20 protein-coding genes are annotated in these 22,408 nt (G+C 72.2%); 17 read left to right on the top strand and 3 right to left on the bottom strand.

Going from position 1 to position 22,408, the window contains the following annotated elements; all coding sequences use genetic code 11:
• Positions 1-38 precede the first annotated feature (38 nt).
• The 14 genes from ACIQZN_RS06350 to ACIQZN_RS06285 are packed head-to-tail and all read left to right on the top strand — an operon-like array spanning position 39 to position 15,076.
• A complete protein-coding gene (locus ACIQZN_RS06350; protein ID WP_403988901.1) occupies positions 39-2,543 on the top strand; it encodes a dCTP deaminase domain-containing protein in 2,505 nt (834 codons plus the stop codon).
• A complete protein-coding gene (locus ACIQZN_RS06345; RefSeq protein ID WP_403988899.1) occupies positions 2,540-3,793 on the top strand; it encodes a hypothetical protein in 1,254 nt (417 codons plus the stop codon). The genes ACIQZN_RS06350 and ACIQZN_RS06345 overlap by 4 nt, the downstream gene beginning before the upstream one ends.
• Positions 3,793-4,575, top strand: a complete 783-nt coding sequence (locus ACIQZN_RS06340) for an HAD hydrolase-like protein (RefSeq protein WP_403988897.1) — start codon at positions 3,793-3,795, stop codon at positions 4,573-4,575. Before ACIQZN_RS06345 ends, ACIQZN_RS06340 begins: the two co-directional genes overlap by 1 nt.
• Entirely contained in the window at positions 4,572-6,332 is a 1,761-nt protein-coding gene (locus tag ACIQZN_RS06335) for an alkaline phosphatase family protein (RefSeq protein ID WP_403988895.1), read from the top strand. Before ACIQZN_RS06340 ends, ACIQZN_RS06335 begins: the two co-directional genes overlap by 4 nt.
• Before the next feature lie 5 nt (positions 6,333-6,337).
• Positions 6,338-7,441, top strand: a complete 1,104-nt coding sequence (locus ACIQZN_RS06330) for a DUF6001 family protein (RefSeq protein ID WP_403988893.1) — start codon at positions 6,338-6,340, stop codon at positions 7,439-7,441.
• A gap of 29 nt (positions 7,442-7,470) precedes the next feature.
• Complete coding sequence (locus ACIQZN_RS06325) at positions 7,471-8,046, top strand: DUF6031 family protein (RefSeq protein ID WP_403988891.1); 576 nt, start codon at positions 7,471-7,473, stop codon at positions 8,044-8,046.
• Positions 8,047-8,087: 41 nt separating this feature from the next.
• The gene (locus ACIQZN_RS06320; RefSeq protein ID WP_403988889.1) at positions 8,088-8,522 is read left to right on the top strand and encodes a type II toxin-antitoxin system RatA family toxin; all 435 of its coding nucleotides are present in this window, start codon (positions 8,088-8,090) and stop codon (positions 8,520-8,522) included.
• A gap of 17 nt (positions 8,523-8,539) precedes the next feature.
• Complete coding sequence (locus tag ACIQZN_RS06315) at positions 8,540-9,613, top strand: hypothetical protein (protein WP_403988887.1); 1,074 nt, start codon at positions 8,540-8,542, stop codon at positions 9,611-9,613.
• Positions 9,610-10,170 carry a hypothetical protein gene (locus ACIQZN_RS06310; RefSeq protein ID WP_403988885.1) on the top strand — a complete coding sequence of 187 codons (561 nt, stop codon included), beginning with the start codon at positions 9,610-9,612 and terminating at the stop codon, positions 10,168-10,170. The genes ACIQZN_RS06315 and ACIQZN_RS06310 overlap by 4 nt, the downstream gene beginning before the upstream one ends.
• The gene (locus ACIQZN_RS06305) at positions 10,167-10,694 is read left to right on the top strand and encodes a dCTP deaminase domain-containing protein (RefSeq protein WP_403988883.1); all 528 of its coding nucleotides are present in this window, start codon (positions 10,167-10,169) and stop codon (positions 10,692-10,694) included. The genes ACIQZN_RS06310 and ACIQZN_RS06305 overlap by 4 nt, the downstream gene beginning before the upstream one ends.
• Complete coding sequence (locus ACIQZN_RS06300) at positions 10,681-12,048, top strand: cation:proton antiporter (RefSeq protein WP_403988881.1); 1,368 nt, start codon at positions 10,681-10,683, stop codon at positions 12,046-12,048. The genes ACIQZN_RS06305 and ACIQZN_RS06300 overlap by 14 nt, the downstream gene beginning before the upstream one ends.
• A 46-nt stretch (positions 12,049-12,094) precedes the next feature.
• Positions 12,095-13,354, top strand: coding sequence for an ATP-grasp domain-containing protein (locus tag ACIQZN_RS06295; RefSeq protein ID WP_403988879.1), 1,260 nt, complete (start codon positions 12,095-12,097; stop codon positions 13,352-13,354).
• On the top strand, positions 13,344-14,324 hold the full coding sequence (locus ACIQZN_RS06290; RefSeq protein WP_403988877.1) for an EamA/RhaT family transporter: 981 nt from the start codon (positions 13,344-13,346) through the stop codon (positions 14,322-14,324). The genes ACIQZN_RS06295 and ACIQZN_RS06290 overlap by 11 nt, the downstream gene beginning before the upstream one ends.
• Positions 14,321-15,076 carry a phosphodiesterase gene (locus ACIQZN_RS06285; RefSeq protein ID WP_403988875.1) on the top strand — a complete coding sequence of 252 codons (756 nt, stop codon included), beginning with the start codon at positions 14,321-14,323 and terminating at the stop codon, positions 15,074-15,076. The genes ACIQZN_RS06290 and ACIQZN_RS06285 overlap by 4 nt, the downstream gene beginning before the upstream one ends.
• Positions 15,077-15,145: 69 nt before the next feature.
• Here the strand turns inward: ACIQZN_RS06285 and ACIQZN_RS06280 are convergent, their stop codons facing one another.
• The 3 genes from ACIQZN_RS06280 to ACIQZN_RS06270 all read right to left on the bottom strand — a co-directional run bounded on the left by ACIQZN_RS06280 (position 15,146) and on the right by ACIQZN_RS06270 (position 18,345).
• The gene (locus ACIQZN_RS06280; protein WP_403988873.1) at positions 15,146-15,973 is read right to left on the bottom strand and encodes a sugar phosphate isomerase/epimerase family protein; all 828 of its coding nucleotides are present in this window, start codon (positions 15,971-15,973) and stop codon (positions 15,146-15,148) included.
• Positions 15,970-17,115, bottom strand: a complete 1,146-nt coding sequence (locus ACIQZN_RS06275) for a dihydrodipicolinate synthase family protein (protein ID WP_403988871.1) — start codon at positions 17,113-17,115, stop codon at positions 15,970-15,972. The genes ACIQZN_RS06280 and ACIQZN_RS06275 overlap by 4 nt, the downstream gene beginning before the upstream one ends.
• A 78-nt stretch (positions 17,116-17,193) precedes the next feature.
• Complete coding sequence (locus ACIQZN_RS06270) at positions 17,194-18,345, bottom strand: Gfo/Idh/MocA family protein (protein ID WP_403988869.1); 1,152 nt, start codon at positions 18,343-18,345, stop codon at positions 17,194-17,196.
• A 118-nt stretch (positions 18,346-18,463) separates the two neighbouring features.
• Here ACIQZN_RS06270 and ACIQZN_RS06265 point away from each other — a divergent pair, with 118 nt between their 5' ends.
• From ACIQZN_RS06265 to ACIQZN_RS06255, 3 genes are all read left to right on the top strand, one after another.
• Positions 18,464-19,528, top strand: a complete 1,065-nt coding sequence (locus tag ACIQZN_RS06265; protein ID WP_403988867.1) for a LacI family DNA-binding transcriptional regulator — start codon at positions 18,464-18,466, stop codon at positions 19,526-19,528.
• 80 nt (positions 19,529-19,608) lie between these two features.
• The gene (locus ACIQZN_RS06260; RefSeq protein ID WP_403988865.1) at positions 19,609-20,397 is read left to right on the top strand and encodes a sugar phosphate isomerase/epimerase family protein; all 789 of its coding nucleotides are present in this window, start codon (positions 19,609-19,611) and stop codon (positions 20,395-20,397) included.
• 152 nt (positions 20,398-20,549) lie between these two features.
• Positions 20,550-22,400 (top strand): glycoside hydrolase family 3 protein, encoded by a 1,851-nt coding sequence (locus ACIQZN_RS06255; RefSeq protein WP_403988863.1) that lies wholly within the window; start codon positions 20,550-20,552, stop codon positions 22,398-22,400.
• The last annotated feature ends 8 nt before the right edge of the window (positions 22,401-22,408 follow it).

Below are 22,408 nucleotides of genomic sequence, written 5' to 3'. Positions count from 1 at the left end.
TACACCCTCTTCCACAGATCGAGCGAACGGGACGACCCATGATTCTCACCGGGCCGGAAATCGAGCGAGAACGAACGAACGGCCGCATAACGATCGAGCCGTTCGCACCGGAACAGGTGAACCCGAACAGCTATAACTTCCGTCTCGGCACCACGCTGCGCACCTACGCGAGCATGCCTCTGGACGCCCGGCGGGCCAACGACTTCGAGGAGATCGAGATCCCGGCCGAGGGCTATGTCCTGGAGCCCGGAAGGCTTTATCTGGCCCATACGGTCGAGGTCCTGGGCAGCGAGCACTACGCACCCACCTTCGCGGCCCGGTCCTCGGTCGCACGGCTCGGCCTGTTCATCAACCTCTCGGCCAGCCTGGGTGACATCGGGTACACGGGCCAGTGGACCTTGCAGCTGTACACGATGAACCGGGTCCGGGTGTATCCCGGCATCAACATCGGCCAGATGATGTGGTGGCGCCCCCAGGGCGAGATCGTCCTCTACGACGGCAAGTACCAGGGGTCGGCGGGCCCACGCTCCAGCGACATCCACATCGACTTCGACAAGCAGTTCGCCCGCCAGCGCTTCCCCGGACTCGGCACCAGCGTGGACCCGGCCGAGACGGGGCCCAAGTTCGGCCAGCTCGCCGCCTGCCACCACGACTTCCGGGTCCCGGCGGCGATCTGTGTGCCCGCGGGCGAGTTCACCGACGCGCTCACGGACGCGCAGAACGCGGCGCTGGGCGACGCGTTCACCGATCTCAAGGCGACGGTCGGAGCCTTCTTCACCGACTCGGTGGCCGCGATCCGGGACATCGGTGCCGGCATCCGGATGCCCGACCAGGCCAGAGAGCTGCTGGCCGTACGACTGGCCGAGATGTTCCCGCCGTCGGGGGGCACGGAGGTCGAACTGGCCGTCCGCTCCTCGGGACTCGACGAGGACACCGAGAGCTCCAGCCTCGCCGGCATCCACACGTCCTACCTCGGGATCACCGGCGCGGACGCCGTCATCGAGGCTGTGGAGGCCTGCTGGCGTTCGTATTACGAGGCCCCGGCCGTGGCCGCCCGCATCCGGGCCGGCCGGTTCTCGCCCGAGCCACGCCTCGCCGTCATCGTGCAGCGGCTGGTCCGCCCGGACCTCGCCGGAGTGGCGTTCACCGGTCTCGACGGCGACGGTGACCGGGTCTGCGTCGAGTACGTCGACGGGCTCGCCGACGAACTCGTCGCCGGCGTCGCCGTGCCCCGGCGCATCGACTCGGACGAGCCGGCCGACCCCGGCCAGGACGACGCCGAGCAGGAGACCCTCCGTCAGGTCGTGGACCTCGTGCGCCGGCTGCGGGCGAGCCGGGGGCACGACGTCGACGTCGAGTGGGCCGCCGACGCCCAGGGCGTCCACCTCGTCCAGGTACGCCCGCTCACGGCCTCCCGCGAAGTGGCGGGCCGCTCCCCCGAGCCGGTGACCGAGGCGCACCGCCTCTACACCGACGAGCTGCCGGCCGGTTTCGGCCTGGGAGCCGTGGCGGCCGTGCACAGTGGCTACAGCGCCAAGCGCGGACCCGCACACCGGCTGGCACACGCGCACGAGATCTCCACCGGCCCGGGCTGGGTCCTGCGCTTCAACGGCCTGGGTCTGCACGGGAGCGAGGGCACGGCCACCCTGCGCGGGCTGCTCGCGGGCGGTTCCGGGGAGTGCGTCCTCGACTTCGGCGAGAACCTGCGCCAGATCGTGGTGCCCAAGGCGGAGGTCCCGAAACAGCTCGCCGTCACCACCGGGGCGGCCCCCGACGGTACGGAGCTGCACACGGTCATCGTGCGGGACTTCATCCGGGGCGAACTCGGCGTGATCTCCCGGCGGACGGCCTCGGGCGGGCTGGTCGTCGAGTACGCCGAGGAGGGCCTGATGGCCCTGAACCGGGGCACGGCGGGCGGCGAGGCGGTGGTCGTCGAGGACGTGGCCGCGGTGCTCGGCGGTGCGGACGGACCGGTGTGGCCCGGCACCGGGGCCGTCCTGCGCCCGCATCTCGCCGAACTGGCCCGGTTCACGGCGGCCATGCACGCGGTGCACGGTCCGGTGACCCTGGAATGGGTCCTCGACGGCGGCACCCTCTACTTCGTCGACCACTCGGTCCTCGGCGACGACGATGTCACGGTGGCCCGCGGGGAGGTCTGCATCTCCCCGGGAACCGCTCGTGGACCGCTGCTGCGGATCGACGACGACGAGATGCTGCGACGGCTGTCCATCGGCCCGGCCGTCTCCATCGACAAGTCCAAGGACGTCACCGAGCACGAGGGGCTCGGCCGGATTCTCGACCTGGTCACCTCGTACGACGAGAAGCCGGTGATCAGCGCCGCACGGCCGTACGCGGTGCTCTCCGTCCTCATCGAGCACGTGGCCGGATTCGTCTTCGACCGGGGCTCCGCCCTGGGGCACCTGGCGATCCTGCTGCGCGAGGCGGGGATTCCCGCGGTGACCGCCGCCGGGATCGAAGGGGCCGAAGCAGTGATCAGCGATGGCACGGTCGCGACGACCGGCCGCAAGGGAGAACGCGCATGAGCCGCACCGTCACCTCCGCCGCCCCGGCGACCGGCCCCGCCGCCCGGCGGGCCTGGCTGGTCCTGGGCGGGCTGCACCTCCTCAACGGCACCGCCCCGCTCGCCGACACCGACCCGGTGGTCCTCGTGGAGCTCGGCGCGCCGGTGGAACAGCCCTTCCCGAGCAACACCGTCGTGCTGCGCTGGGACGCGCTCGGGCCCCTGGAGCCGGCCGCCCGGACCTTCGGCGGAAGCCGGTGGCACGCCACCAAGGCGCGGGGCGAGGAGCTGTTCCCCGGCATGCTGCCCGGGGAGGCGGTACGCACGGCGGTCTCCGAGGCCGCCGACGGACCCACCGGTCCCCTCGTACCGCTCTTCTATGTCACCGCGGACGGCGAGCACGCCCATGTGCACAGTCAGATCAGGTTCCTGGCGGAGGACGCCTGCTTCATCCGGATCACCCCCGAACCGGTGCCCACCGCCGGCGTCGAGGAGCTGGGATGGCTGCCGGAGGCGGTCCGGCTGCACGCCGAGCAGTTCCTCCTCCTCAACAACCACCAGCGGTACTACCGCAAGTGCTTCGCCGGCCGCGAGCTGGAGTACAAGTACACGCTCAGCCCGCCGGTGGACATCTGGACCCTCACCGTCGAGATGTACGGCAGTCTGCTCGGCGGCTCGCTGCCCGGCTATGTGATGGAGTACCGGGACGAGTACCAGGCGTGGGACTACCTCAACCACCTCTTCGAGGTGACCGGCCCCACGGAGGCCGAGGTCGGCTACGCCTCCTTCATCCCCACCACCGACGGCAAGCACCTCCTCAAGCGGAAGTGGTACGCCGAGGACGGCTTCGACCGCCGGGAGAGCCACACCTACGGCCTCGACCTGACGGACGACGGCGGCTTCGAGCGGTACATCCGCGAGGAGCTGGGGGTGGAGGCCGTCCGGCTGCCCTCGTTCCGCCGCGTCCGCTACGACGTCAACTTCGAATCGGTGCGCACCGGGCACGTCTACGGCATCTTCTTCGACCACTGCAGCCTGGTCGAGGACCACCGGGTGACGCTCAACCAGTGCGAACTGGAGTATCTGCGCAGCCGGGTCGCCGTCCCGCCGGACGAGGACGCGGTGCTGGCCGAGATGGACGAGATCGTGAGCTGGCTGGAGGCGTTCCTGCGCGAGCACGGCCTCGACGACCGGCGCGGCTACTACTCCAAGCGCACCTTCCTCAAGGACGCGGTCGCGGCCCGGCCCGAGCTCGTCCGGAAGGCGGTCTGATGCCGGCGGCCCCCGTACGCGCCGTCCTCCTCGACCTGGAGGGCACGCTCTACGCCCGGGGCGCGGTGATCGACGGGGCGGTCGAAGCCCTGGCGGCGCTTCGCGAGCTGGGCGTGGGACTGCGTTTCCTGACCAACACCGACTCCAAACCGTCCGAGCGCATCCGGAAGGAGCTGGCGGAGTACGGCATCGCCGTGGACGCCGATGAGCTGTTCACCCCGGTGGTGGCGGCGGCCCGGCTGCTGACGGCGGCCGGTGCCCGCACCTATCCCCTGGTGTCACGGGAGCTGGGCACGGTGCTGCCGACGCTGGCGGCGGAGCCCCCGTACAGCCATGTGCTGATCGGCGACTGCCGGGACACGCTCGACTACGCCGCGCTGGACGGAGCCTTCCGGGCCGTACGGAGCGGGGCCCGGCTGATCGCCCTGCAGACCGGCCGCTACTTCAAACGGGCCGACGGCGACCATCTGGACACCGGTGCGGTGGTCGCGGCCGTCGCCTACGCCTCCGGGGCCGAGGCGACGGTGCTCGGGAAGCCCTCCGCCGACTTCTTCGCGCTCGCGGCCGGGTCCCTGGACCTGTCCGCGGAGTCGTGCGTCGTGGTCGGTGACGACGCCACGACCGATATCGCGGGGGGCCGGGCGGCCGGCTTCCGTACCGTGCAGGTCCGCACCGGGAAGTACGAGGACCAACGGGCGGAGGGGCTCACCGGGCAGGCGTCCGCCGAACTGGACTCCGTGGCGGACCTGCCGGGGCTGCTGCGGGCGTGGGGCGTGGCATGACCGTCTACTGGGTGATCTGGGACGCCGGGGCCCACTGGGTGGTGGACCGGCTGGAGCGGGAGGGGGCGCTGCCCTCCGTCACCCGGATGCGGGAACGCGGTGTCTTCGCCGCCGCGCGGCCGGCCCGTCCCAACTGCCAGACCCCGCCGTCCCTGGCCACGCTGTTCACCGGCACCTGGCCGACCGAGCACAAGGTCACCGGATTCACGGTGCCGGGCGCGGGGGACGGCGTCGCCAGCCATGTGAGCGGCTTCGCACCGGACTTCCCGGCCGTGCCGACCGTGTGGGAGGCGCTGGCCGAGAAGGACCTGACGAGTGCGCTCGTCCATGCCCCCTGGGTCTTCGCCGCCGACGACCGGGTCGGGCCGCACGTGGACAGCGCGGTGGAGGCGTACAGCGGCCGGCTGGTCCGGCACGCGCTGCTCGCCCTGGACCCCGGCCGGGCGACGCACCACTGGACCATCGGCCCGTACGAGGTGACGGTCGGCGCCGAGGGGACGGAGGCCGCGCCCCGGATCCGGCTGACCGGCGGCGAGGACCTGATCCTGACGCCCGGAGCCCCGTGGCGGCCGTTCGGCCTGGACCGGTACAACGGCACCTGGGTGCGGTGCGTCCCGGTGGCCGGGCGGCTGGTGCTGGTGCACACGGGGGTCTGGCGGACGCGGACCGGTGGGCGCAACGCGAGGAGCGTGCACCGCCTCGCCCACGGTCTCCCGTTCGCCGGCGAGGGCGTCGGACCGCTCTACCGCCGGGGCGAGTTCGGGCCCCGGCTGGCCGAGGGAGGCGACGGCTCCGCCGAGGAGGTCTTCCTCTCGTCGGTGGAGTGCGTCGCCCGTTCGTTCGCGGCGGCGGCCGAGGGGGTCCTGGAGACGCACGAGGCGGACCTGGTGGTCGTCTACCTGCCCATGACCGATGACGTCGGCCACGAGTTCCTGGGCTGGTGCGACGAGCGCAGCGCCGCGCACCGCCCCGATATCGCCGAGCGGGTGTGGTCGTACATCCGGCGCTGCTACGCCTGGTCGGACACCGTCCTGGGGCGGGTGCTCGACCGGGCCCGCGAGGAGGACACCGTGATCCTGGGGGCCGACCACGGCATGGTCGGCAGCAGCCGTCTGGTGCACCTCAACGACCAGCTGGTACGCGCGGGACTGGCCGCGTCCGGTGCGGACGGCGCGCTGGACCCGGACGGGTCCCAGATCTTCTATCACCCGGCGAACAACGGCTCCCTGTGGGTCTCCCCGAAGGCCGCCGCCGACCCCGCGCGGTCCCACCGCCTGATGGCCCGGGCGTGCGCGGCGCTCTCCTCGATCACCGACCCGGAGACGGGCCGCCCGGTGGTGGCCGCCTTCCTCGACACCGACGGCCGGACGCTCACCGGCACCCGGCCGGAGTCCGAGGTGGTGTACGTGGCCCTCGGCGACGACTACCAGCCGAGCGCCGAACTGCTCGGCGGCGACAAGGTGGTCCGGTGGTCCGCCAAGCCCGGGGCCCATGTGGTCAACACCGGCGACAGCAGGCTGCACGCGGTCCACGCCGCGGTCGGACCCGGAATCGCTCCCGGTGCCCCGGCGGACCCCGTCGACAACACCCTGCCGGCCGCGCTGGTGCTCGGCGGGGCGGGCCTGGGGCCGTCCGCCGAAACCCTGTACCGAGCCGCCTCGCACCCACCGGGACACGAGTCCGCGGCGACACACGAGTCCGCGGCGACACACGCGTCCGCACCGAAGCACGAGTCCGCAGCGACACACGAAAGGTGAGGGTCATGCCGTCCCGCTTTCCCCACGCCCTGTCCCCCGACGAGCTGACGGCACGCCGTCACGCACAGGTGACCGCTTTCCTGGCCGGCCGCGACCTGGACCCGGCGTGGCTGTCCGGGCTGATGCGCGAACAGGTCGGTGAAGGGCTGCTGCTGCTGACGAGTTCGCCCGTGCAGGGACTGGCCAACCCGACCAGTGACCTCGACTTCATCCGGATCCAGCGGGAGCCCATCGACGGCCCCCGGATCTCCACCAAGATCTTCGAGAACGGCCACCACTTGGAGGTCGTGTCCTTCAGCGAGGCCGAACTCGCCTCGAACCTGGGCGAGCTGGACCGGCTCGCGGGCCTGCCGGCCGAGGGGACGGTGGCCGGTTTCCGCGTCTGGGACAAGGAGCGCGAGCCCCGCCGCAAGCAGACCGAGCGCATCGTCAACGGCCTCACCCTGGACGGCACCGCCCCGTATCTGGAGGCGCTGCCCTCCCTGAGCCGGGTCTGGTGCCGGGCCGCCCTGCACAACGCCGTCGAGCAGGTCGTGCACACCGCGCTGGCCGAGCGGGCCGGCGAGACTCGTGGCCGGGTGGGCTACGCGTACAACGTGCTGCTGCACCTGATGGACGCGCTGCTCTCACACCAGGGGGAGGTGTACACCACCCGCAAGTGGTACGTGCTGCGCTGGACGAGGCTGATGACCGAGGGCGGCCGGACCGACGAGCACCTGGACACGGTCGCGCTGGGTCTTGAGGAGCTGCGCAAGGGCGTGCACACCTTCCTCGACCCGTCGGCGGCCGGCGAGCCGCTGGCCCTGCCGCTCACGGACCTGGTCCTGGCCGCCGTACGCGCCACCGGCACGGGCGCGTCCGTCACGGTGGAGGTGGAACAGACCGGGGGTGTGCACCGCTTTCTGCCGGGTGCCTCACTCGCCCTGGGCACGGGCGGCGGAGTCGTACTCCCGGACGCCGGCTCCGACCTGCCGTTCACCGGAACCCCGGCGGGACTCGACGCACCGGCGGGGCTCGACGCGCGCGCCGCCGCGAACCTGCTGAGGTCCCTGCGGGCGGGAGCGGCCCGGCTGCGTATCGGCTACCCGGGCGAGGCGGCGGGGCGATGAGGCACACAGTAGACAGGGGTGAATCGCAGATGACCGAGAACCGCGAACGGACACCGCGCGAGGTGCGTGGCGCCGACGAGCTGACCCCCTTTCCCTCGGTGCGGGCGGGGCACATCATGGCGGGCCCGCAGGCCGTCGAGGCATGGGTGCAGGCCGCCTGGCTGATGCTGGCGGAGGGGCGGGCGTACATCGAGGACCTCGAAGGGGGCACCGAGCAGCCGCAGATGCAACAGGCCGCGAAGCTCCGCTTCCTGGAGCAGCTGCTCGACATCGACCAGCGCCTGGCGGGGCGGGCCCCCGTGGACGACGCGCACTGCCTGGCCCTCGCGCTGGAGTACGGAATGCGTGAGGTCGCCGACGCCACCGGTCCCGAACTCGCGGCCGCCTTCGGGCTGCACGAGGAGTTCGGCGGCGGTGCGTGCGCCGTGGACGAGATCCACGTGCTGTGGGAACGGCTGCTGGACGCCTTCCCCGGCGAACTGCCCGACCGGTTGGTCGCCGAGGGCCAGCGGGACATGCTGCGCACCCTTCGGGTCTGGGCGGAGCTCGCCCGCGCGGCCGGCCTCGACATCGGCTTCCTCGCCCCGTTCATGAAGGCCGCCTGATCCCTCGGTCCCCGGACCGCCCACACGAGAGCGAGGAACGCATGCCCAAGGTCGAGGCCCGGACGCTGATCCGGGACCGGACACCGGAGGACGTATGGACGCTGGTCAAGGACGGTTCGCTGATCGCGGACCGGGCCCGGCACGTGGTGTCCGTACGGCCCCTGGCCGCGCGCGACCAGGACTTCCGCACCAGCGAGTGGACCGTGCTGCTCAACGGGAGCGCGGTGACCTGGACCCAGCGCGAGGCTGCGGGGCCGGGGCCGCGGCTGTGGTTCGAGCAGACCGCGGGCGACCTGGAGAGCCTGTCGGGGGCCTGGTCCCTGGCCCCGGACGGCGCCGGAACGCTGGTGTCGTACGCACTCGACTACGCCCTGGGGGTCGACGGCCTGGCACCGCTGCTGGAACCCATCTGGTCACAGTCCTTCCGCGCCCACGCCGACGAACTGCTGCGCGCCCTCACGGCCTGCGCCGCCTGACAGAGAGCGATCCGAGCATGAGTGTCTATCTGAACTTCCTGCACACGACCGTACGGTTCGACGTGGCCGAGGACGCGGAGGGGGCGTTCGAACCCGTCCGCCGCTTCTTCCGGCACCTGCTCGGGCCCTCCCCGGCCGGCGAGGTCACCTTCTCCGTCGACGTACGCTCCTACGACCCGGACGCGGACGTGGACCCCGGGGTGTGGGACCTGCCGGAGTCGGTCATCCGGCGCAGCAGCGCCGCCGAGTTCAACTTCGACGCGCACCGCGTGGACTCCGACGGCCGGCACCGCTACGTCAACCGGAACACGCTGCTGGACGCGCCGGCCGACACCGCCAAGGACACCGCCTTCCTGGTCCGCGTCACGGAGCGGTCCACGGTTCAGGTCATCGACTTCGTACGCGATCTCGTCATCCGGCACGAGGAGGACCTGGGCACCGTCGTCCTGCACGCCTCCGGGCTGTACCGGGACGACGAGGCGGTGATCATCGCCGGGCCCAAGGGGGCGGGGAAGACCACCACGCTGCTGTCGGCCCTGCGCCGGCCGGGCTGGCGGTACTTCACGGGTGACAAGCTGTTCTGCACGGTCGAGGACGGGCGGGTGACCGTCCACCCGTGGCGCGACTACCCGTACGTGGGCGTCGGCACGATCCGCGCCGACCCGCGACTGGAACAGCTGGTCCGCGACCACGTGGACCCGCAGGTCGACACGTACGAGCCCGGGCACAAGATCCTCATCGATCCCGACGTCTTCGAGACCTGGCTGGGCTCGGAGTTCACGGCCGCGCCGAAGCGGCTGGCCGCGCTGCTGCTGCCGCGGGTCGTACCGGGTGAGCCGCTGACCGTGCGCCGTCTGACGGACGCCAACGAGCGCTGGGCGCACCTGAACAAGATCGTGGACCGCCAGGTCGACACCACCTTCTTCACCTGGCAGACCTATCTCGTCCCCGACTACACGGCGTTCTACCGGAGCCTGGCCGGGCTGCGCGCCCCGCTCGCCCCGGTCGAGATGGTGCGGCTGCGCGGAACCCTCGACATCGACCCGGACGCGGTCCTGGGCCGTGCCTCGGCGAAGGAGGACGGGCGATGACCGCCGCGGGACCCTCGCTCCGGATATCCGTGGTGGGCCTGGCCGGTGCCGGCAAGTCCACCTGTGCCTCGTTCATCGAGGAGTACGCGCGCGACAAGGGCCTGGCCCACACCCGGGTCAAGCTGGCCGCTCCGCTGTACGACCTCCAGGCGGAGGTGTACCGGCGGGCCGGCGCTCCCCTGCGGGAGGGTGCCCAGGACCAGGTGCTGATGGAGGCGCTCGCCGACGCGATGCGGCGCATCCGGCCGGACTCGCTCGTCGCGGACTTCACCTCCCGGCTCGCCGGGGCCGGGGCATCCGGCCTGATCGTCAACGACGACCTGCGCGATCCGCATGTGGACGCCCCGGCCCTGCGTGCCCACGGCTTCCGCGTGCTGCGCGTCACCTGCGACGAGGAGGTGCGCCTGCGCAGGCTGGACGGCCGGGGGGATCCGTCCCGGGCCGACCGTTCGACCCGCGACATCGATCTGATCACCCCGGACGCGGTGATCGACAACAGCGCGGACGCGGACACCTACCGCTCCGCCGTCCACGCACTGCTGGGGAGCTGGCTGTGATCCTGAGCGGACCCGAGATCCTGGCCGAGACCCGGGCCGGACGCATCCACATCGACGACTTCGACCCGGAGCGCCTGGAACCGAACAGCTACGGCTTCCGGCTCGCCGAGGAGATCCTCTGGTACGAGCAGGACGTGATCGACTGCTTCGAGGCGCCGAAACCCATGCAGGCGACGATCGGCCCCGAGGGCATGGTCCTCGAACCGGGCCGGATGTACCTCGGCGGCACCATGGAAGCCATGGGCAGCCCGCACTACGCGGCCACCCTGTACGCCTGCCGGTCCGCCTCGACCCTCGGCATCTGGATCCAGTACTCCGCGCCGCTCGGGCACAGCGGAGCGGTGTTTCCGTGGACGCTGGAGATGAAGGTCGCCCACCCGGTGCGGGTCTACGCCGGGATGGTGATCGGCAAGCTCGCCTTCTGGTCGATGCAGGGCGACCCGATCCGCTACGACGGCAAGTACACCGACTCCACCTCGGCGGTGGCCTCCCGGCTGAGTCTGGACTTCCATGTCCCAGACTGAGCTGTTCCGGGTCCTGGCCGCGATCGTCCTGCTGCTGGCGGCGGCGCACGCCGGAGGGCGGCTCTTCGCCCGGCTCCGGCAGCCGCCGGTGGTCGGGGAGATCCTCGGCGGGCTGCTGCTGGGACCGACGGTGCTGGGCCGGCTGCTGCCCCGGGCGGAGTCCTGGCTGTTTCCCGGAGAGGGCCCGGTGGCTTTCGGCCCCTCGCTGATCTACCAGCTCGGGATGCTGCTGCTGATGTTCACCGCGGGCGCGGAGATGGTCACGCTCTTCTCCCGGCGGGACGGCCGGTCCGTCGCACTGATCGCGCTGACCGGGATGGCGCTGCCCTTCGGGATCGGCCTGCTGGCCGTGCAGGTGGTGGACATCGGGAGCCTGCTGGGACCCGCGGACGACGCGACGGCGCTGACCCTGATCCTCACCTGTGCGGTCGCCGTGACCAGCATCCCGGTGATCTCGCGGATCATGCTCGATCTCGGCATCATCCGGACCCGGTTCGCGCAGACCGTGCTGTCGGTCGCGGTGGTCGAGGACGTGATCCTCAACGTCGTCATCTCCGTGGCCCTCGGGATGGTCGCGGGCAGCCAGGGGGACGCCTTCGGCCTCTCCCACACCCTGGGCGTCACCTCCACCGACGCCTCGGCTGTCTACCACTCGGTGGCGTCGGTGGCCTTCTTCGGGCTGATGGCGCTGGTGGCCGCGCTGATGCGTCGGCGGTCGCGGGCCGGGACCGCGCCGAGGACCGGGGACGGCGGCGCTGCGGGCGGGCGTACGGACTCGGTGGCCGTGCGGATGGCCGTGCTCCTCGCGGTGTGCGGGGGCTGCGTGTATCTGGGCGTCGCCCCCATGTTCGGCGCGTTCGTCGTGGGTCTGCTGTCCGGCCGCACGGGCCACGGGCCGCCCGGTGACTCGCTGGGCCAGGTGCGGGGATTCGCCGCCGGCTTCTTCATCCCCGTCTACTTCGCGACGGTCGGCCTCAAGCTGGACCTGGTGCACTCCTTCGACCCCTGGTTCACCGCGGGCTTCATCCTGCTGGCCTGTGCGGCGAAGGCCCTCAGCGCCTACGCGGGAGCCCGGCTCGCGAAACGGCCGAAGTCCGAGGCGATCGACCTCGCCGTCGCCCTGAACGCCCGCGGCGGGCCCGGCATCGTCCTGGCCACGGTCTCCTTCGACGCGGGCATCGTCAACGCCTCGTTCTTCACCACCCTGGTGCTCACCGCGATCATCACCTCACAGCTCGCGGGGTGGTGGCTCGAACGCGCCGTCGCCCGCGGGGTGTTCGTCACGTCCGAGCCGTACCCGCCCCGGCAGCACGACGAAAGTGCCAGTGTGCCGGTGAAGGCCGAAGGCGGGTGACCCCGGCCGCCCCCTCCCCCCGCATACCAGTGAAGGAATGTCTCGCGTGAACGCCTCTCAAGGCCAACGTCCGGTCGTCGCGATAGTCGACGCCTACTCCACCGCCAGCCACTTGGCGCCCCTTTTCCGCAGCCGGGGTTTCGACTGTGTGCACGTCCAGAGCCTGGAGCGGCCGCCGGCCGCCTTCGCCTCGTCCTTCCGGCCCGGGGACTTCACCGCCGCCGTCGTGCACGACGGCGACACGGCCCGCACGCTCGCCGCGCTCGCCCCGTACGCACCGGTCGCCCTGCTGCCCGGTGCGGAGATCGGCGTCGAACTGGCCGATGTCCTCAGTGAGGCGCTGGGACTGCGGACCAACGGCACCGCGCTCAGCAACGCTCGCCGGGACAAGTTCCACATGGTGGAGACCGTGAAGGCGGCCGGAGTGCCGGCCGCCGACCAGATCCTGGCCACCGACCTGGACGCGCTGCTGGACTGGTACGGGGACACCGACCGGACCGTGGTCCTCAAGCCGGTCCGCAGCGCGCTGAACGACGGGGTCTCCTTCTGCGGTACACGGGACGCCGTGCGGGCCTCCTTCGACGCCCTCGTCGGCGCCGAGAGCGCCCTCGGGCTGCGCAACGACGCCGTGGTCGCCCAGGAGTACCTGGTGGGGGCCGAGTACTACGTCAACACGGTCAGCCTGGACGGCCGGCACTACGTGTGCGACGTGTGGAAGACGCAGCACCTCGGGGTGAACGGGGTGCGCGACCTGCTCGGCGGCTCGTCCCTGATGGAGCGCCGGGGGCCGGAGCAGGATCTGCTCACGGAGTACGCCTTCACCGTGCTGGACGCGCTCGGCATCCGCAACGGCCCCGCGCACACCGAGCTGAAGCTGACCCCCGACGGTCCCCGGCTGGTCGAAACCGGAGCGCGGGTGTGCGGGGCCATGCTCCCGGTGCTGACCGGTCTGGCGATCGGTGAGAGCCAGTTGGAGTGGACGGTGCGGGCCTACACCGACCCGGAGGCGTTCGAGTCCCTCCGGCACGACGACTACGAGATCGTCCGGCACGCCACCTGCGTCAACATGGTCGCGCCCGAGGGCGGCAAGCTCCTCGGCTACCCGAAGATGGAGGAGCTGCGGGCGCTGGAGAGCTTCCACGACGTCCTGCTGAAGGTCCGGCCCGGTGAGGAACTGGCCCGGACCGTGAACGACCTCACGTACCCGATGCTCGTCCACCTCCTGCACGAGGTGGAAGGCGTCGTCCTGCACGACTACATGACAGCCCGCTACCTCGACGGGGAGGGCTTCTACGATGTCGTCTGACCGCCGTCGGCTCGCCCAGGCCGCCGGCACACTGCTGGTGCTGGGCTACTGCGTCATCAACTCGACCAAGTCGGTGTTCGAGGCCGCCCTCGTCCAGGACCTCTCGCCGGAGTTCATCGCCTTCAACTCCTTCGTCGTGGCCCAGGCCTTCTACTTCTTCACCCTGCGGGACAAGCGGAGCCTGTGGACCACCGTCCGGCGCTGTCTCCCGGACGTGGTGATGCTCAACATCTCCACCGCCGTCTGCTGGATCGCGGTGCTGTACGCCTTCACCGTCCTCGAACCGGCCATGGCCAACTCGATGATCATCGGGATGGGCCCGGCCATCACGATCCTGCTCGGCTTCAGGCTCCGGCCGGGTGTCCGGGCGCTCCCGCTCGAACTGGCGGCGGCCGCCGCCATGCTGGCCGCGATGGCCTACCTGCTGGTGGTGGCGTCCGACGGCGGGTCGGCCATCGGGGACATTCCGACCGGGGACCTGGTCTTCGGGGTCGTGATGTGCGTCCTGACCTCCGTCTCCCTGTCGGGCGTGACGTACTACACGAAGCGGCTCGGCGACGCGGGGATGTCCGTGCGGCAGATGATGGCCTCCCGGTTCGTGGTGCTGATCGTCGCGACCCTGGCCATCCTGCTGCTCCGCGACAGCTTCGGCGCCTACTCCCTCGGCAATGTGGGCGCGATCCTCGCGATCAGCCTCGTCGGGGTGATCATCTCGCTGTACCTGCTCCAGCAGGGGATCGTACGGACCGAGCCCATCTCGGTGTCCATGCTGTTCGGCACGAACCTGCTGATCACTTACGCGGTCCAGTTCGCCGACCCGAGGCTCCACCAGTCGCAGAGCACCCTCGTCGGGCTCCTCGCGATATCCCTGGCCATGTGCCTGGGGACCTGGGCCCGCTGGCGGGCCGACCGGCGGGCGGCGGACGAACCGGCGCCGGCCCCCTCGGCGCGGACGGGAGCCCGGACGTGACGGTCCTGGCCCACCTCAGCGATCTGCATCTGGACGGCACCGAGGAGACCGCCGGGCGCGCCCGGCGGGCCGTCTCGCATCTCACCGGGCTGCCCGGCACGATCGACGCCGTGCTCGTCACCGGCGACATCGCCGACCACGGCAGCGAGGCGGAGTACGAGCAGGCGCGCGAAGTGCTGGCCCCGCTCTACGCGCGCTGCCCCGTGCTGCTCTGCCCCGGCAACCACGACTCACGCCCCGAGTACCGGAAGGTGCTGGCCGACGACGGAGGCGGTACGGCTCCGGTCAACGAGGCCCGGGCCGTCGGACCGGACGGGGTCCGGGTGCTGATGTGCGATTCGTCGGTGCCCGGCCGGCCGGAGGGTCTGCTGGCACCGGAGACGCTGGAGTGGCTGGACGAGGAGCTCGCCGCCGCACCCGACCGCCCGGCCTTCGTCGCCTTCCACCACCCGCCCGTACCGCTGGGGCTGCCGTACATCGACCGCATCGGGCTGCGCGGGCCGGACGGCCTGGCGAAGGTGCTGGCAGGTCATCCGCAGGTGGTCGCGGTGCTCTGCGGCCACGCGCACACGGCGGCCGCGACGGTGTTCGCGGGCCGCCCGCTGCTCTGCGCACCGGGCATCGTGTCGTCCGCGCTCATGCCCTGGGAGCAGGGCCCGGACGCCTCCTGGAAGACCACCCAGGCGCCCCCCGCGCTCGCCTTCCACCTCTACGAGGAGGGCCGGCTCACCACCCATGTCCGGGCGGTCTGAACCCGCACCGGACACAGCGGCACGCTCCGGGGCCCGGACCGCACAGCCGGGCCCCGGAGCGTGCCGTGTTCAGCAGGCGTGTTCCGCGTACCGGGACGCCACCTCCGCCAGGACCTCCGCGCCGTCCCGCGCCCACAGCGCCTCGTTGAAGATCTCCACCTCGACCGGGCCGTCGAAGCCCGTCGCCTCCACCGCCTCGCGGAAGAAGCGGAAGTCGACGCTGCCGTCGCCGAGTTGGCCCCGGCCGAGCAGGACGCCGGCCGGGAGCGGGGTGATCCAGTCCGCGAGCTGGAAGGAGTGGATGCGGCCCGACGCACCGGCCCGGGCGATCTGGGCGGGGGCCTGGTCGTCCCACCACAGGTGGTACGTGTCCACGACGACGCCCACCTGCTCGGCCGGGAAGCGCTCGGCGAGGTCCAGGGCCTGGGAGAGCGTCGAGACCACGCACCGGTCCGAGGCGAACATGGGGTGCAGGGGCTCGATGGCCAGGCGCACCCCGCGTTCGGCGGCGTAGGGGGCCAGCTCGGCCAGGGCGTCCGCGATGCGCTCGCGGGCTCCGTACAGGTCCTTGCTGCCCTCCGGGAGGCCGCCCGAGACGAGGACCAGGGTGTCCGTGGAGAGGCCCGCCGCCTCGTCGAGGGCGGCGCGGTTGTCGTCCAGGGCGCGGGCGCGCCCGCCCGGGTCCAGGGCGGTGAGGAAGCCGCCCCGGCACAGGCTGGTGACGGTCAGGCCGTGGTCGGCGACGAGGCGGGCCGTCGCCTCGACCCCGTACGACTGCACCGGGGCCCGCCAGAGGCCCACCTTGTCGATGCCCGCCTTCGCGCAGCCCTCGGCCAGCTCGGGGAGCGACCACTGCTTGATGGTCTCCTGGTTGACGGAGAGACGGCCGTCGCTCATCGGGTGCCTCCGTTGACCGTGAGGAGCGCGCGCATCCGGGACTCCGCGAGCTCCGGGTCCGGGAACAGTCCGAGCCCGTCCGCGAGTTGGTACGCCTTCGCCAGGTGCGGGAGCGACCGGGCCGACTGGAGGCCGCCCACCATCGTGAAGTGGTCCTGGTGGCCCGCCAGCCAGGCCAGGAACACCACGCCCGTCTTGTAGAAGCGCGTCGGCGCCTGGAAGAGGTGCCGGGACAACTCGACCGTGGGGTCGAGGAGTTCGCGGAAGCCCTTCGTGTCACCGGTGTCCAGGACCCGTACCGCGTGCGCGGCCAGCGGGCCCAGCGGGTCGAAGATGCCGAGCAGCGCGTGGCTGAAGCCCCGGTCGTCGCCCGCGATCAGCTCCGGGTAGTTGAAGTCGTCCCCGGTGTAGCAGCGGACCCCGCTCGGCAGCCGGCGGCGCACGTCGATCTCGCGGTCCGCGTCGAGCAGCGACATCTTGATGCCGTCGACCTTGTCCGGGTGCTCCGCGATGACCTGGAGGAAGGTGTCGGTGGCCAGGTCCAGGTCGGTGGAGCCCCAGTAGCCCTCCAGCGCCGGGTCGAACATCGGGCCCAGCCAGTGCAGGACGACCGGTTCGGTGGCCTGGCGCAGCAGATGGGCGTACGTGTCCAGGTAGTCCTGGGGGCTCTGCGCGGCGGCGGCGAGCGCGCGGGAGGCCATCAGGATCGCCTGGGCCCCGCTCTCCTCGACCACGGCGAGCTGTTCCTCGTACGCCGCGCGCACCTCGGCGAGCGTCGCCGGGCCGGGCGGCAGCTGGTCCGTGCCGACGCCGCAGGCGATGCGGCCGCCGACCGACCTGGCCTCGGCGGCCGAGCGGCGGATCAGCTCCTCGGCGCCCGCCCAGTCCAGGCCCATGCCGCGCTGCGCGGTGTCCATGGCCTCGGCCACGCCCAGGCCGTGCGACCAGAGGTGGCGGCGGAAGGCGAGCGTGGCGTCCCAGTCGACGGCGGCCGGTGAGTCCGGGGAGACGTCGGCGTACGGGTCGGCCACGACATGCGCGGCGGAGAAGACCGTACGGGAGGCGAGCGGCGCCCCCGTGGGGGCGAGGTCGAGCGGGGTGGCCCGGGGTTCGTACGGGCCCTGCGGGAGATGGATGGTCACGGTGACGACTCCGGGGGTACGGGAGGGAGGCGGCGGGTCACGGCGTCGGCTCCAAGGGGCCGAGAGGAAGGCGGCCGGTCACAGCGAGAGCTCCGGGACGTCCAGGCGGCGGCCCTCCGCGTGGGACTTCAGGCCCAGCTCCGCGAGTTGCACGCCCCGGGCGCCCGCCATCAGGTCCCAGGCGTACGGCTCATCGAGCACGATGTGGCGGAGGAACAGCTCCCACTGGGCCTTGAAGCCGTTGTCGAAGACCGCGTTGTCCGGGACCTCCTGCCACTGGTCGCGGAAGGACTCGGTGACCGGCAGGTCCGGATTCCAGACCGGCTTCGGGGTGGCCGAGCGGTGCTGGACGCGGCAGTTGCGCAGGCCCGCGACGGCGGAGCCGTGGGTGCCGTCCACCTGGAACTCGACCAGCTCGTCGCGGTTGACCCGGACCGCCCAGGAGGAGTTGATCTGGGCGACCGCGCCGCCCTCCAGCTGGAAGATGCCGTAGGCGGCGTCGTCGGCGGTCGCCGCGTACGGCTCGCCGCGCTCGTCCCGGCGCTCCGGGATGTGGGTCTGGACGTGCGCCTGGACCGTGGTGACCCGGCCGAACAGCTCGTGGAGCACGTACTCCCAGTGCGGGAACATGTCCACGACGATGCCGCCGCCGTCCTCCGCGCGGTAGTTCCAGGAGGGGCGCTGCGCCTCCTGCCAGTCGCCCTCGAAGACCCAGTAGCCGAACTCGCCGCGCACGGACAGGATCTCGCCGAAGAAGCCGCCGTCGATGAGGCGCTTCAGCTTCAGCAGGCCCGGCAGGAAGATCTTGTCCTGGACGACGCCGTGCTTGATGCCGGCCTCCTGGGCCAGCCTGGCCAGGTCGAGGGCGCCCTCGACGTCCGTGGCGGTGGGCTTCTCGGTGTAGATGTGCTTGCCGGCGGCGACGGCCTTCTTGATCGCCTCGACACGGGCCTGGGTGACCTGGGCGTCGAAGTAGATGTCGATGGTGTCGTCCGCGAGGACCGCGTCCAGGTCGGTCGACCATTCGGTCAGGCCGTGGCGGGCGGCCAGCTCCTCCAGGGCGTGGGCGCGGCGGCCGACGAGGACCGGTTCCGGCCACAGCACGTCGCCGTCACCGAGGTCGAGGCCGCCCTGCTCGCGGATCGCGAGGATCGAGCGCACCAGGTGCTGCCGGTATCCCATGCGTCCCGTCACGCCGTTCATGGCGATGCGCACTGTCCTGCGTGTCACGAAAGTTCCCTCCGTACAGCCGTAGCAAGCGCTTTCTATGCGGGATGACGCTAGCCTGCCGACAGCGGCCCGGACAAGAGGGGGCCCGTCAATCGGTCACCGGCCACGGAGGAAAGCGATGACAGTCACCCTGGCGGACGTGGCGGCCCGCGCCCGGGTGTCCCCGGCCACCGTCTCCCGTGTGCTGAACGGCAATTACCCGGTGGCGGCGTCCACCCGGGAACGGGTGCTGCGCGCGGTGGACGACCTGGACTATGTGCTGAACGGGCAGGCCAGCGCCCTGGCGGCGGCCACCTCCGACCTGGTCGGCATCCTCGTCAACGACATCGCGGACCCGTTCTTCGGGATCATGGCGGGCGCCGCGCAGACCGAGATCGGGGGGCCCGGCGACGGGTCCGGCCGGGCGGGCGGCGAGAAACTGGCGGTCGTCTGCAACACCGGCGGCTCCCCCGCCCGCGAGCTGACCTACCTCACCCTGCTCCAGCGCCAGCGCGCCGCCGCCGTCGTCCTCACCGGGGGCGCGGTGGAGGATCCGGAGCACCAGGTGGCGATGGCCGCGAAGCTCGCCAAGCTCGCGGAGGCGGGGACCCGGGTCGTGCTCTGCGGCCGGCCCCCGCTGCCCGACGGGGCGTCCGTGGTGGCGGCGCTGGCCTTCGACAACCAGGGCGGCGCCCGGCGCCTCACCGCCCATCTGCTCTCCCTGGGCCACCGCCGGATCGGCTATGTCGCGGGCCCGCTGGAACGGACCACCACCCGCCACCGGCTGGCCGGTCACCGCGAGGCGATGCGCGCGGCGGGGGCGGCCGGGGACGAGGACCGGCTGACCGTGCACGGCTCGTACGACCGGGGCTCCGGCTACGACGCCACGGTCGAACTCCTGCGCCGCGAACCGGAGATCACGGCCGTCGTCGCCGCGAACGACACGGTGGCGCTCGGCGCGGCGGCGGCGATCCGCGACCGGGGGCTGCGCATCCCGGAGGACATCTCGGTGGCCGGCTTCGACGACCTGCCGTTCTCGGTGGACGTGGTCCCGGCCCTGACGACCGTACGGCTGCCGCTCTTCGAGGCGGGGGCGCGGGCGGGCCGGCTGGCCCTGGGCAAGGAGGACCCGCCGCCGGGCGGCATCGCGCTGATCCCGGCCGAGCTGATGGTGCGCGGCTCGACGGCGGCGCCCCGGGGGTGAGCGCCACGGGGCGGGGTACGCGTCAGGGCGCCCGCCGCTCGTAGGGTGCGGGCGGCACGGAACGACGGAAGGATCACGCAGTGAAGCTCGCTTTCTCCACCCTCGGGGTGCCGGGGCTGCCCATGCCCGAGGTCGTCCGGCTGGCCGCCGAGAACGGCTACCAGGGGGTCGAGCTGCGCGCCCACCCCGAGGAGCCGGTGCACTTGGGCCTCGGGCAGTCCGAACGGGCCGCCGTGCGCGCGGAGTTCGAGCGCGGCGGGGTCGAGATCCTGGGTGTGGCGGGGTACGCGAAGGTCGCCGCCGAGGGGTACGACCAGCCGGTCCTGGACGAGCTGGCCGCGCTCACCGAGCTGGCCCGGGACCTGGGCGCGTCGTACGTCCGGGTGTTCCCCGGCGCCGGTGACGGGGACCGGGAGGAGGCCGACGCGGCCGCCGCGCGCAGGCTCGGGGCGGCCGCTCCGTACGCCGCCGACCTGGACGTACGCCTCCTGCTGGAGACCCACGACTCGCACGGGGCGGGGGCCGAGGTGGCCCGGGTGGTCGGCACGGTGGGGCACAAGAGCATCGGCGCCCTGTGGGACGTCATGCACACCTGGCGGGCGGGCGAGGAGCCGGTGGCCAGTCACGCGGTGCTGGCCCCGCACCTCGGCTACGTACAGGTGAAGGACATCGCGTCGGCCGAGGACACGACCCCGTTGGCGCTGGGCGCGGGGGTGCTGCCGCTGCGGGCGTGCCTGGACACGCTGGACCCGGACGGCTGGGTCTGCTGGGAGTACGAGAAGCGCTGGTACCCGGAGGCGGCGGAGCTGCCGGGGCTGCTGGGCGCGGGGCGCGAGCACCTGCTGCGGCTGGGCGCACCCAAGCAGTAAGCGGTCTCAGGCGGGGGCGGTGGTGCGGGACGGCCGGAAGGGACGCGCTGAAAACGGCCCGCACCCTTGACCGGAAGTTATTTTCTGGATATCCGTGCTCCTTGGAAGTTTCTTTCACCCCCTCGTCACCGAGAACGGCCGAAGGAGCTCACGTGCACCACCGCACCTCCAGACGCACCCTCCTCACCGCCACCGCCGCCACCGCCGTCGCGGCGGCAGCGGGGATGGCGACCGCCCCGGGCGCCCTCGCCTCCCCGGGCTCCGCGCACAGCAGCCACGACTCCGCCGCCACGACCAAGCGGCTGAAGCGGCTCATCTCCCGGATGAGCCTGGAGGAGAAGGTCGGCCAGCTCTTCGTCATGCGGGTCTACGGGCACTCCGCCACCGACCCCGACCAGGCCGACATCGACTCCAATCTCGCCGAGATCGGGGTGCGTACGGCCGCCGAGATGATCGCCAAGTACCACGTCGGCGGGATCATCTACTTCGCCTGGGCCCACAACACCCGCGACCCGCACCAGATCGCCGACCTCTCCAACGGCATCCAGCGCGCGGGCCTCGCGGGCCCGTCCCGCCTGCCGCTGCTGATCTCCACCGACCAGGAGCACGGCATCGTCTGCCGCGTCGGCGAGCCCGCCACACTGATGCCGGGCGCGATGGCGCTGGGCGCGGGCGGTTCGCACTCCGACACGCGCAGGGCCGGGCAGATCGCGGGCGCCGAGCTGGCGGCGATCGGCATCAACCAGAACTACGCGCCGGACGCCGACGTCAACGTGAACCCGGCCAACCCGGTCATCGGCGTCCGCTCCTTCGGCTCGGACCCGCAGGCCGTGGCGGACCTGGTCGCCGCCCAGGTGAAGGGGTATCAGAGCGCCGGGATCGCCTCCACGGCCAAGCACTTCCCGGGCCACGGCGACACCAGCACCGACAGCCACACGGGCCTGCCGGTCATCGGCCACACCCGGGAGCAGTGGGCGGAGCTGGACGCGCCCCCGTTCCGGGCGGCCATCGCGGCGGGCATCGACTCGATCATGACCGCGCACATCGTGGTGCCCGCGCTCGACCCGGCGGAGGACCCGGCGACCCTGTCGAAGCCGATCCTCACCGGCATCCTGCGCGAGGAACTGGGCTACGACGGGGTCGTGGTCACCGACTCGCTCGGCATGGAGGGCGTGCGCACGAAGTACGGGGACGACCGGGTTCCGGTGCTCGCGCTCCAGGCCGGCGTGGACCAGCTGCTGAACCCGCCGAGCCTGGACGTCTCGTGGAACGCGCTGCTGGCGGCCGTCAAGAGCGGCGAGGTCAGTGAGGCCCGGCTCGACGAATCGATCCTGCGCATCCTGCGCCTGAAGACGAAGCTGGGGCTCTTCGAGCGGCCCTTCGTCACCGGGCGCGAGGTGAACCGCACGGTCGGTACCCGGGAGCACTTGGCCGCCGCCGACCGGATCGCCGAGCACACGACGACCCTGCTGGCCAACGAGGGCCGGCTGCTGCCGCTGTCCCGCCGCTCGCACCGGAACGTTCTGGTGGTGGGCGCCGACCCGGCCTCGCCCTCGGGCACCACGGGCCCGCCGACGACGACGCTGGCGGAGGCGTTCAACGAGCTGGGCTTCGCCGCGACCGCGCTGTCCACCGGGACCGCGCCCACCCAGGCGTCCATCGACGCGGCGGTGGCGGCGGCGCGGGGCAAGGACGCGGTGGTCGTGGGGACGTACAACGTCTCGGCGACCAGCTCGCAGCGGACGCTGGTCGGCGCGCTGGCCGCGACGGGCGTCCCGGTGATCACGGTCGCCATCCGCAATCCGTACGACGTCGCGCAGTTGGCGGGGACGGGGCACAAGGCGCACCTGGCCGCGTACTCGTGGACCGACGTCGAACTGCGCGCGGCGGCCCGGGTGATCGCGGGCCGGGCCCGGCCGGAGGGCCGGCTCCCGGTCCCGGTGCAGCGCGCGGACGACCCGTCGAAGGTGCTGTACCCGGTGGGGTACGGGCTGAAGTACTGAGCACAGCC

This window comes from Streptomyces sp. NPDC097595 (assembly GCF_044761525.1).
Taxonomy (GTDB): Bacteria; Actinomycetota; Actinomycetes; order Streptomycetales; family Streptomycetaceae; genus Streptomyces; species Streptomyces drozdowiczii_A.
The sequence above is the reverse complement of the archived record's forward strand: the minus strand, read 5'-3'. Positions and strand labels throughout refer to the sequence as shown.

Excerpts from the sequence above, each read along its gene's own strand:
- ACIQZN_RS06350 (WP_403988901.1), top strand. The coding sequence starts at position 39 with ATGATTCTCACCGGGCCGGAAATCGAGCGAGAACGAACGAACGGCCGC.
- ACIQZN_RS06345 (WP_403988899.1), top strand. The coding sequence starts at position 2,540 with ATGAGCCGCACCGTCACCTCCGCCGCCCCGGCGACCGGCCCCGCCGCC.
- ACIQZN_RS06340 (WP_403988897.1), top strand. The coding sequence starts at position 3,793 with ATGCCGGCGGCCCCCGTACGCGCCGTCCTCCTCGACCTGGAGGGCACG.
- ACIQZN_RS06335 (WP_403988895.1), top strand. The coding sequence starts at position 4,572 with ATGACCGTCTACTGGGTGATCTGGGACGCCGGGGCCCACTGGGTGGTG.
- ACIQZN_RS06330 (WP_403988893.1), top strand. The coding sequence starts at position 6,338 with ATGCCGTCCCGCTTTCCCCACGCCCTGTCCCCCGACGAGCTGACGGCA.
- ACIQZN_RS06325 (WP_403988891.1), top strand. The coding sequence starts at position 7,471 with ATGACCGAGAACCGCGAACGGACACCGCGCGAGGTGCGTGGCGCCGAC.
- ACIQZN_RS06320 (WP_403988889.1), top strand. The coding sequence starts at position 8,088 with ATGCCCAAGGTCGAGGCCCGGACGCTGATCCGGGACCGGACACCGGAG.
- ACIQZN_RS06315 (WP_403988887.1), top strand. The coding sequence starts at position 8,540 with ATGAGTGTCTATCTGAACTTCCTGCACACGACCGTACGGTTCGACGTG.
- ACIQZN_RS06310 (WP_403988885.1), top strand. The coding sequence starts at position 9,610 with ATGACCGCCGCGGGACCCTCGCTCCGGATATCCGTGGTGGGCCTGGCC.
- ACIQZN_RS06300 (WP_403988881.1), top strand. The coding sequence starts at position 10,681 with ATGTCCCAGACTGAGCTGTTCCGGGTCCTGGCCGCGATCGTCCTGCTG.
- ACIQZN_RS06290 (WP_403988877.1), top strand. The coding sequence starts at position 13,344 with ATGTCGTCTGACCGCCGTCGGCTCGCCCAGGCCGCCGGCACACTGCTG.
- ACIQZN_RS06280 (WP_403988873.1), bottom strand. The coding sequence starts at position 15,973 with ATGAGCGACGGCCGTCTCTCCGTCAACCAGGAGACCATCAAGCAGTGG.
- ACIQZN_RS06265 (WP_403988867.1), top strand. The coding sequence starts at position 18,464 with ATGACAGTCACCCTGGCGGACGTGGCGGCCCGCGCCCGGGTGTCCCCG.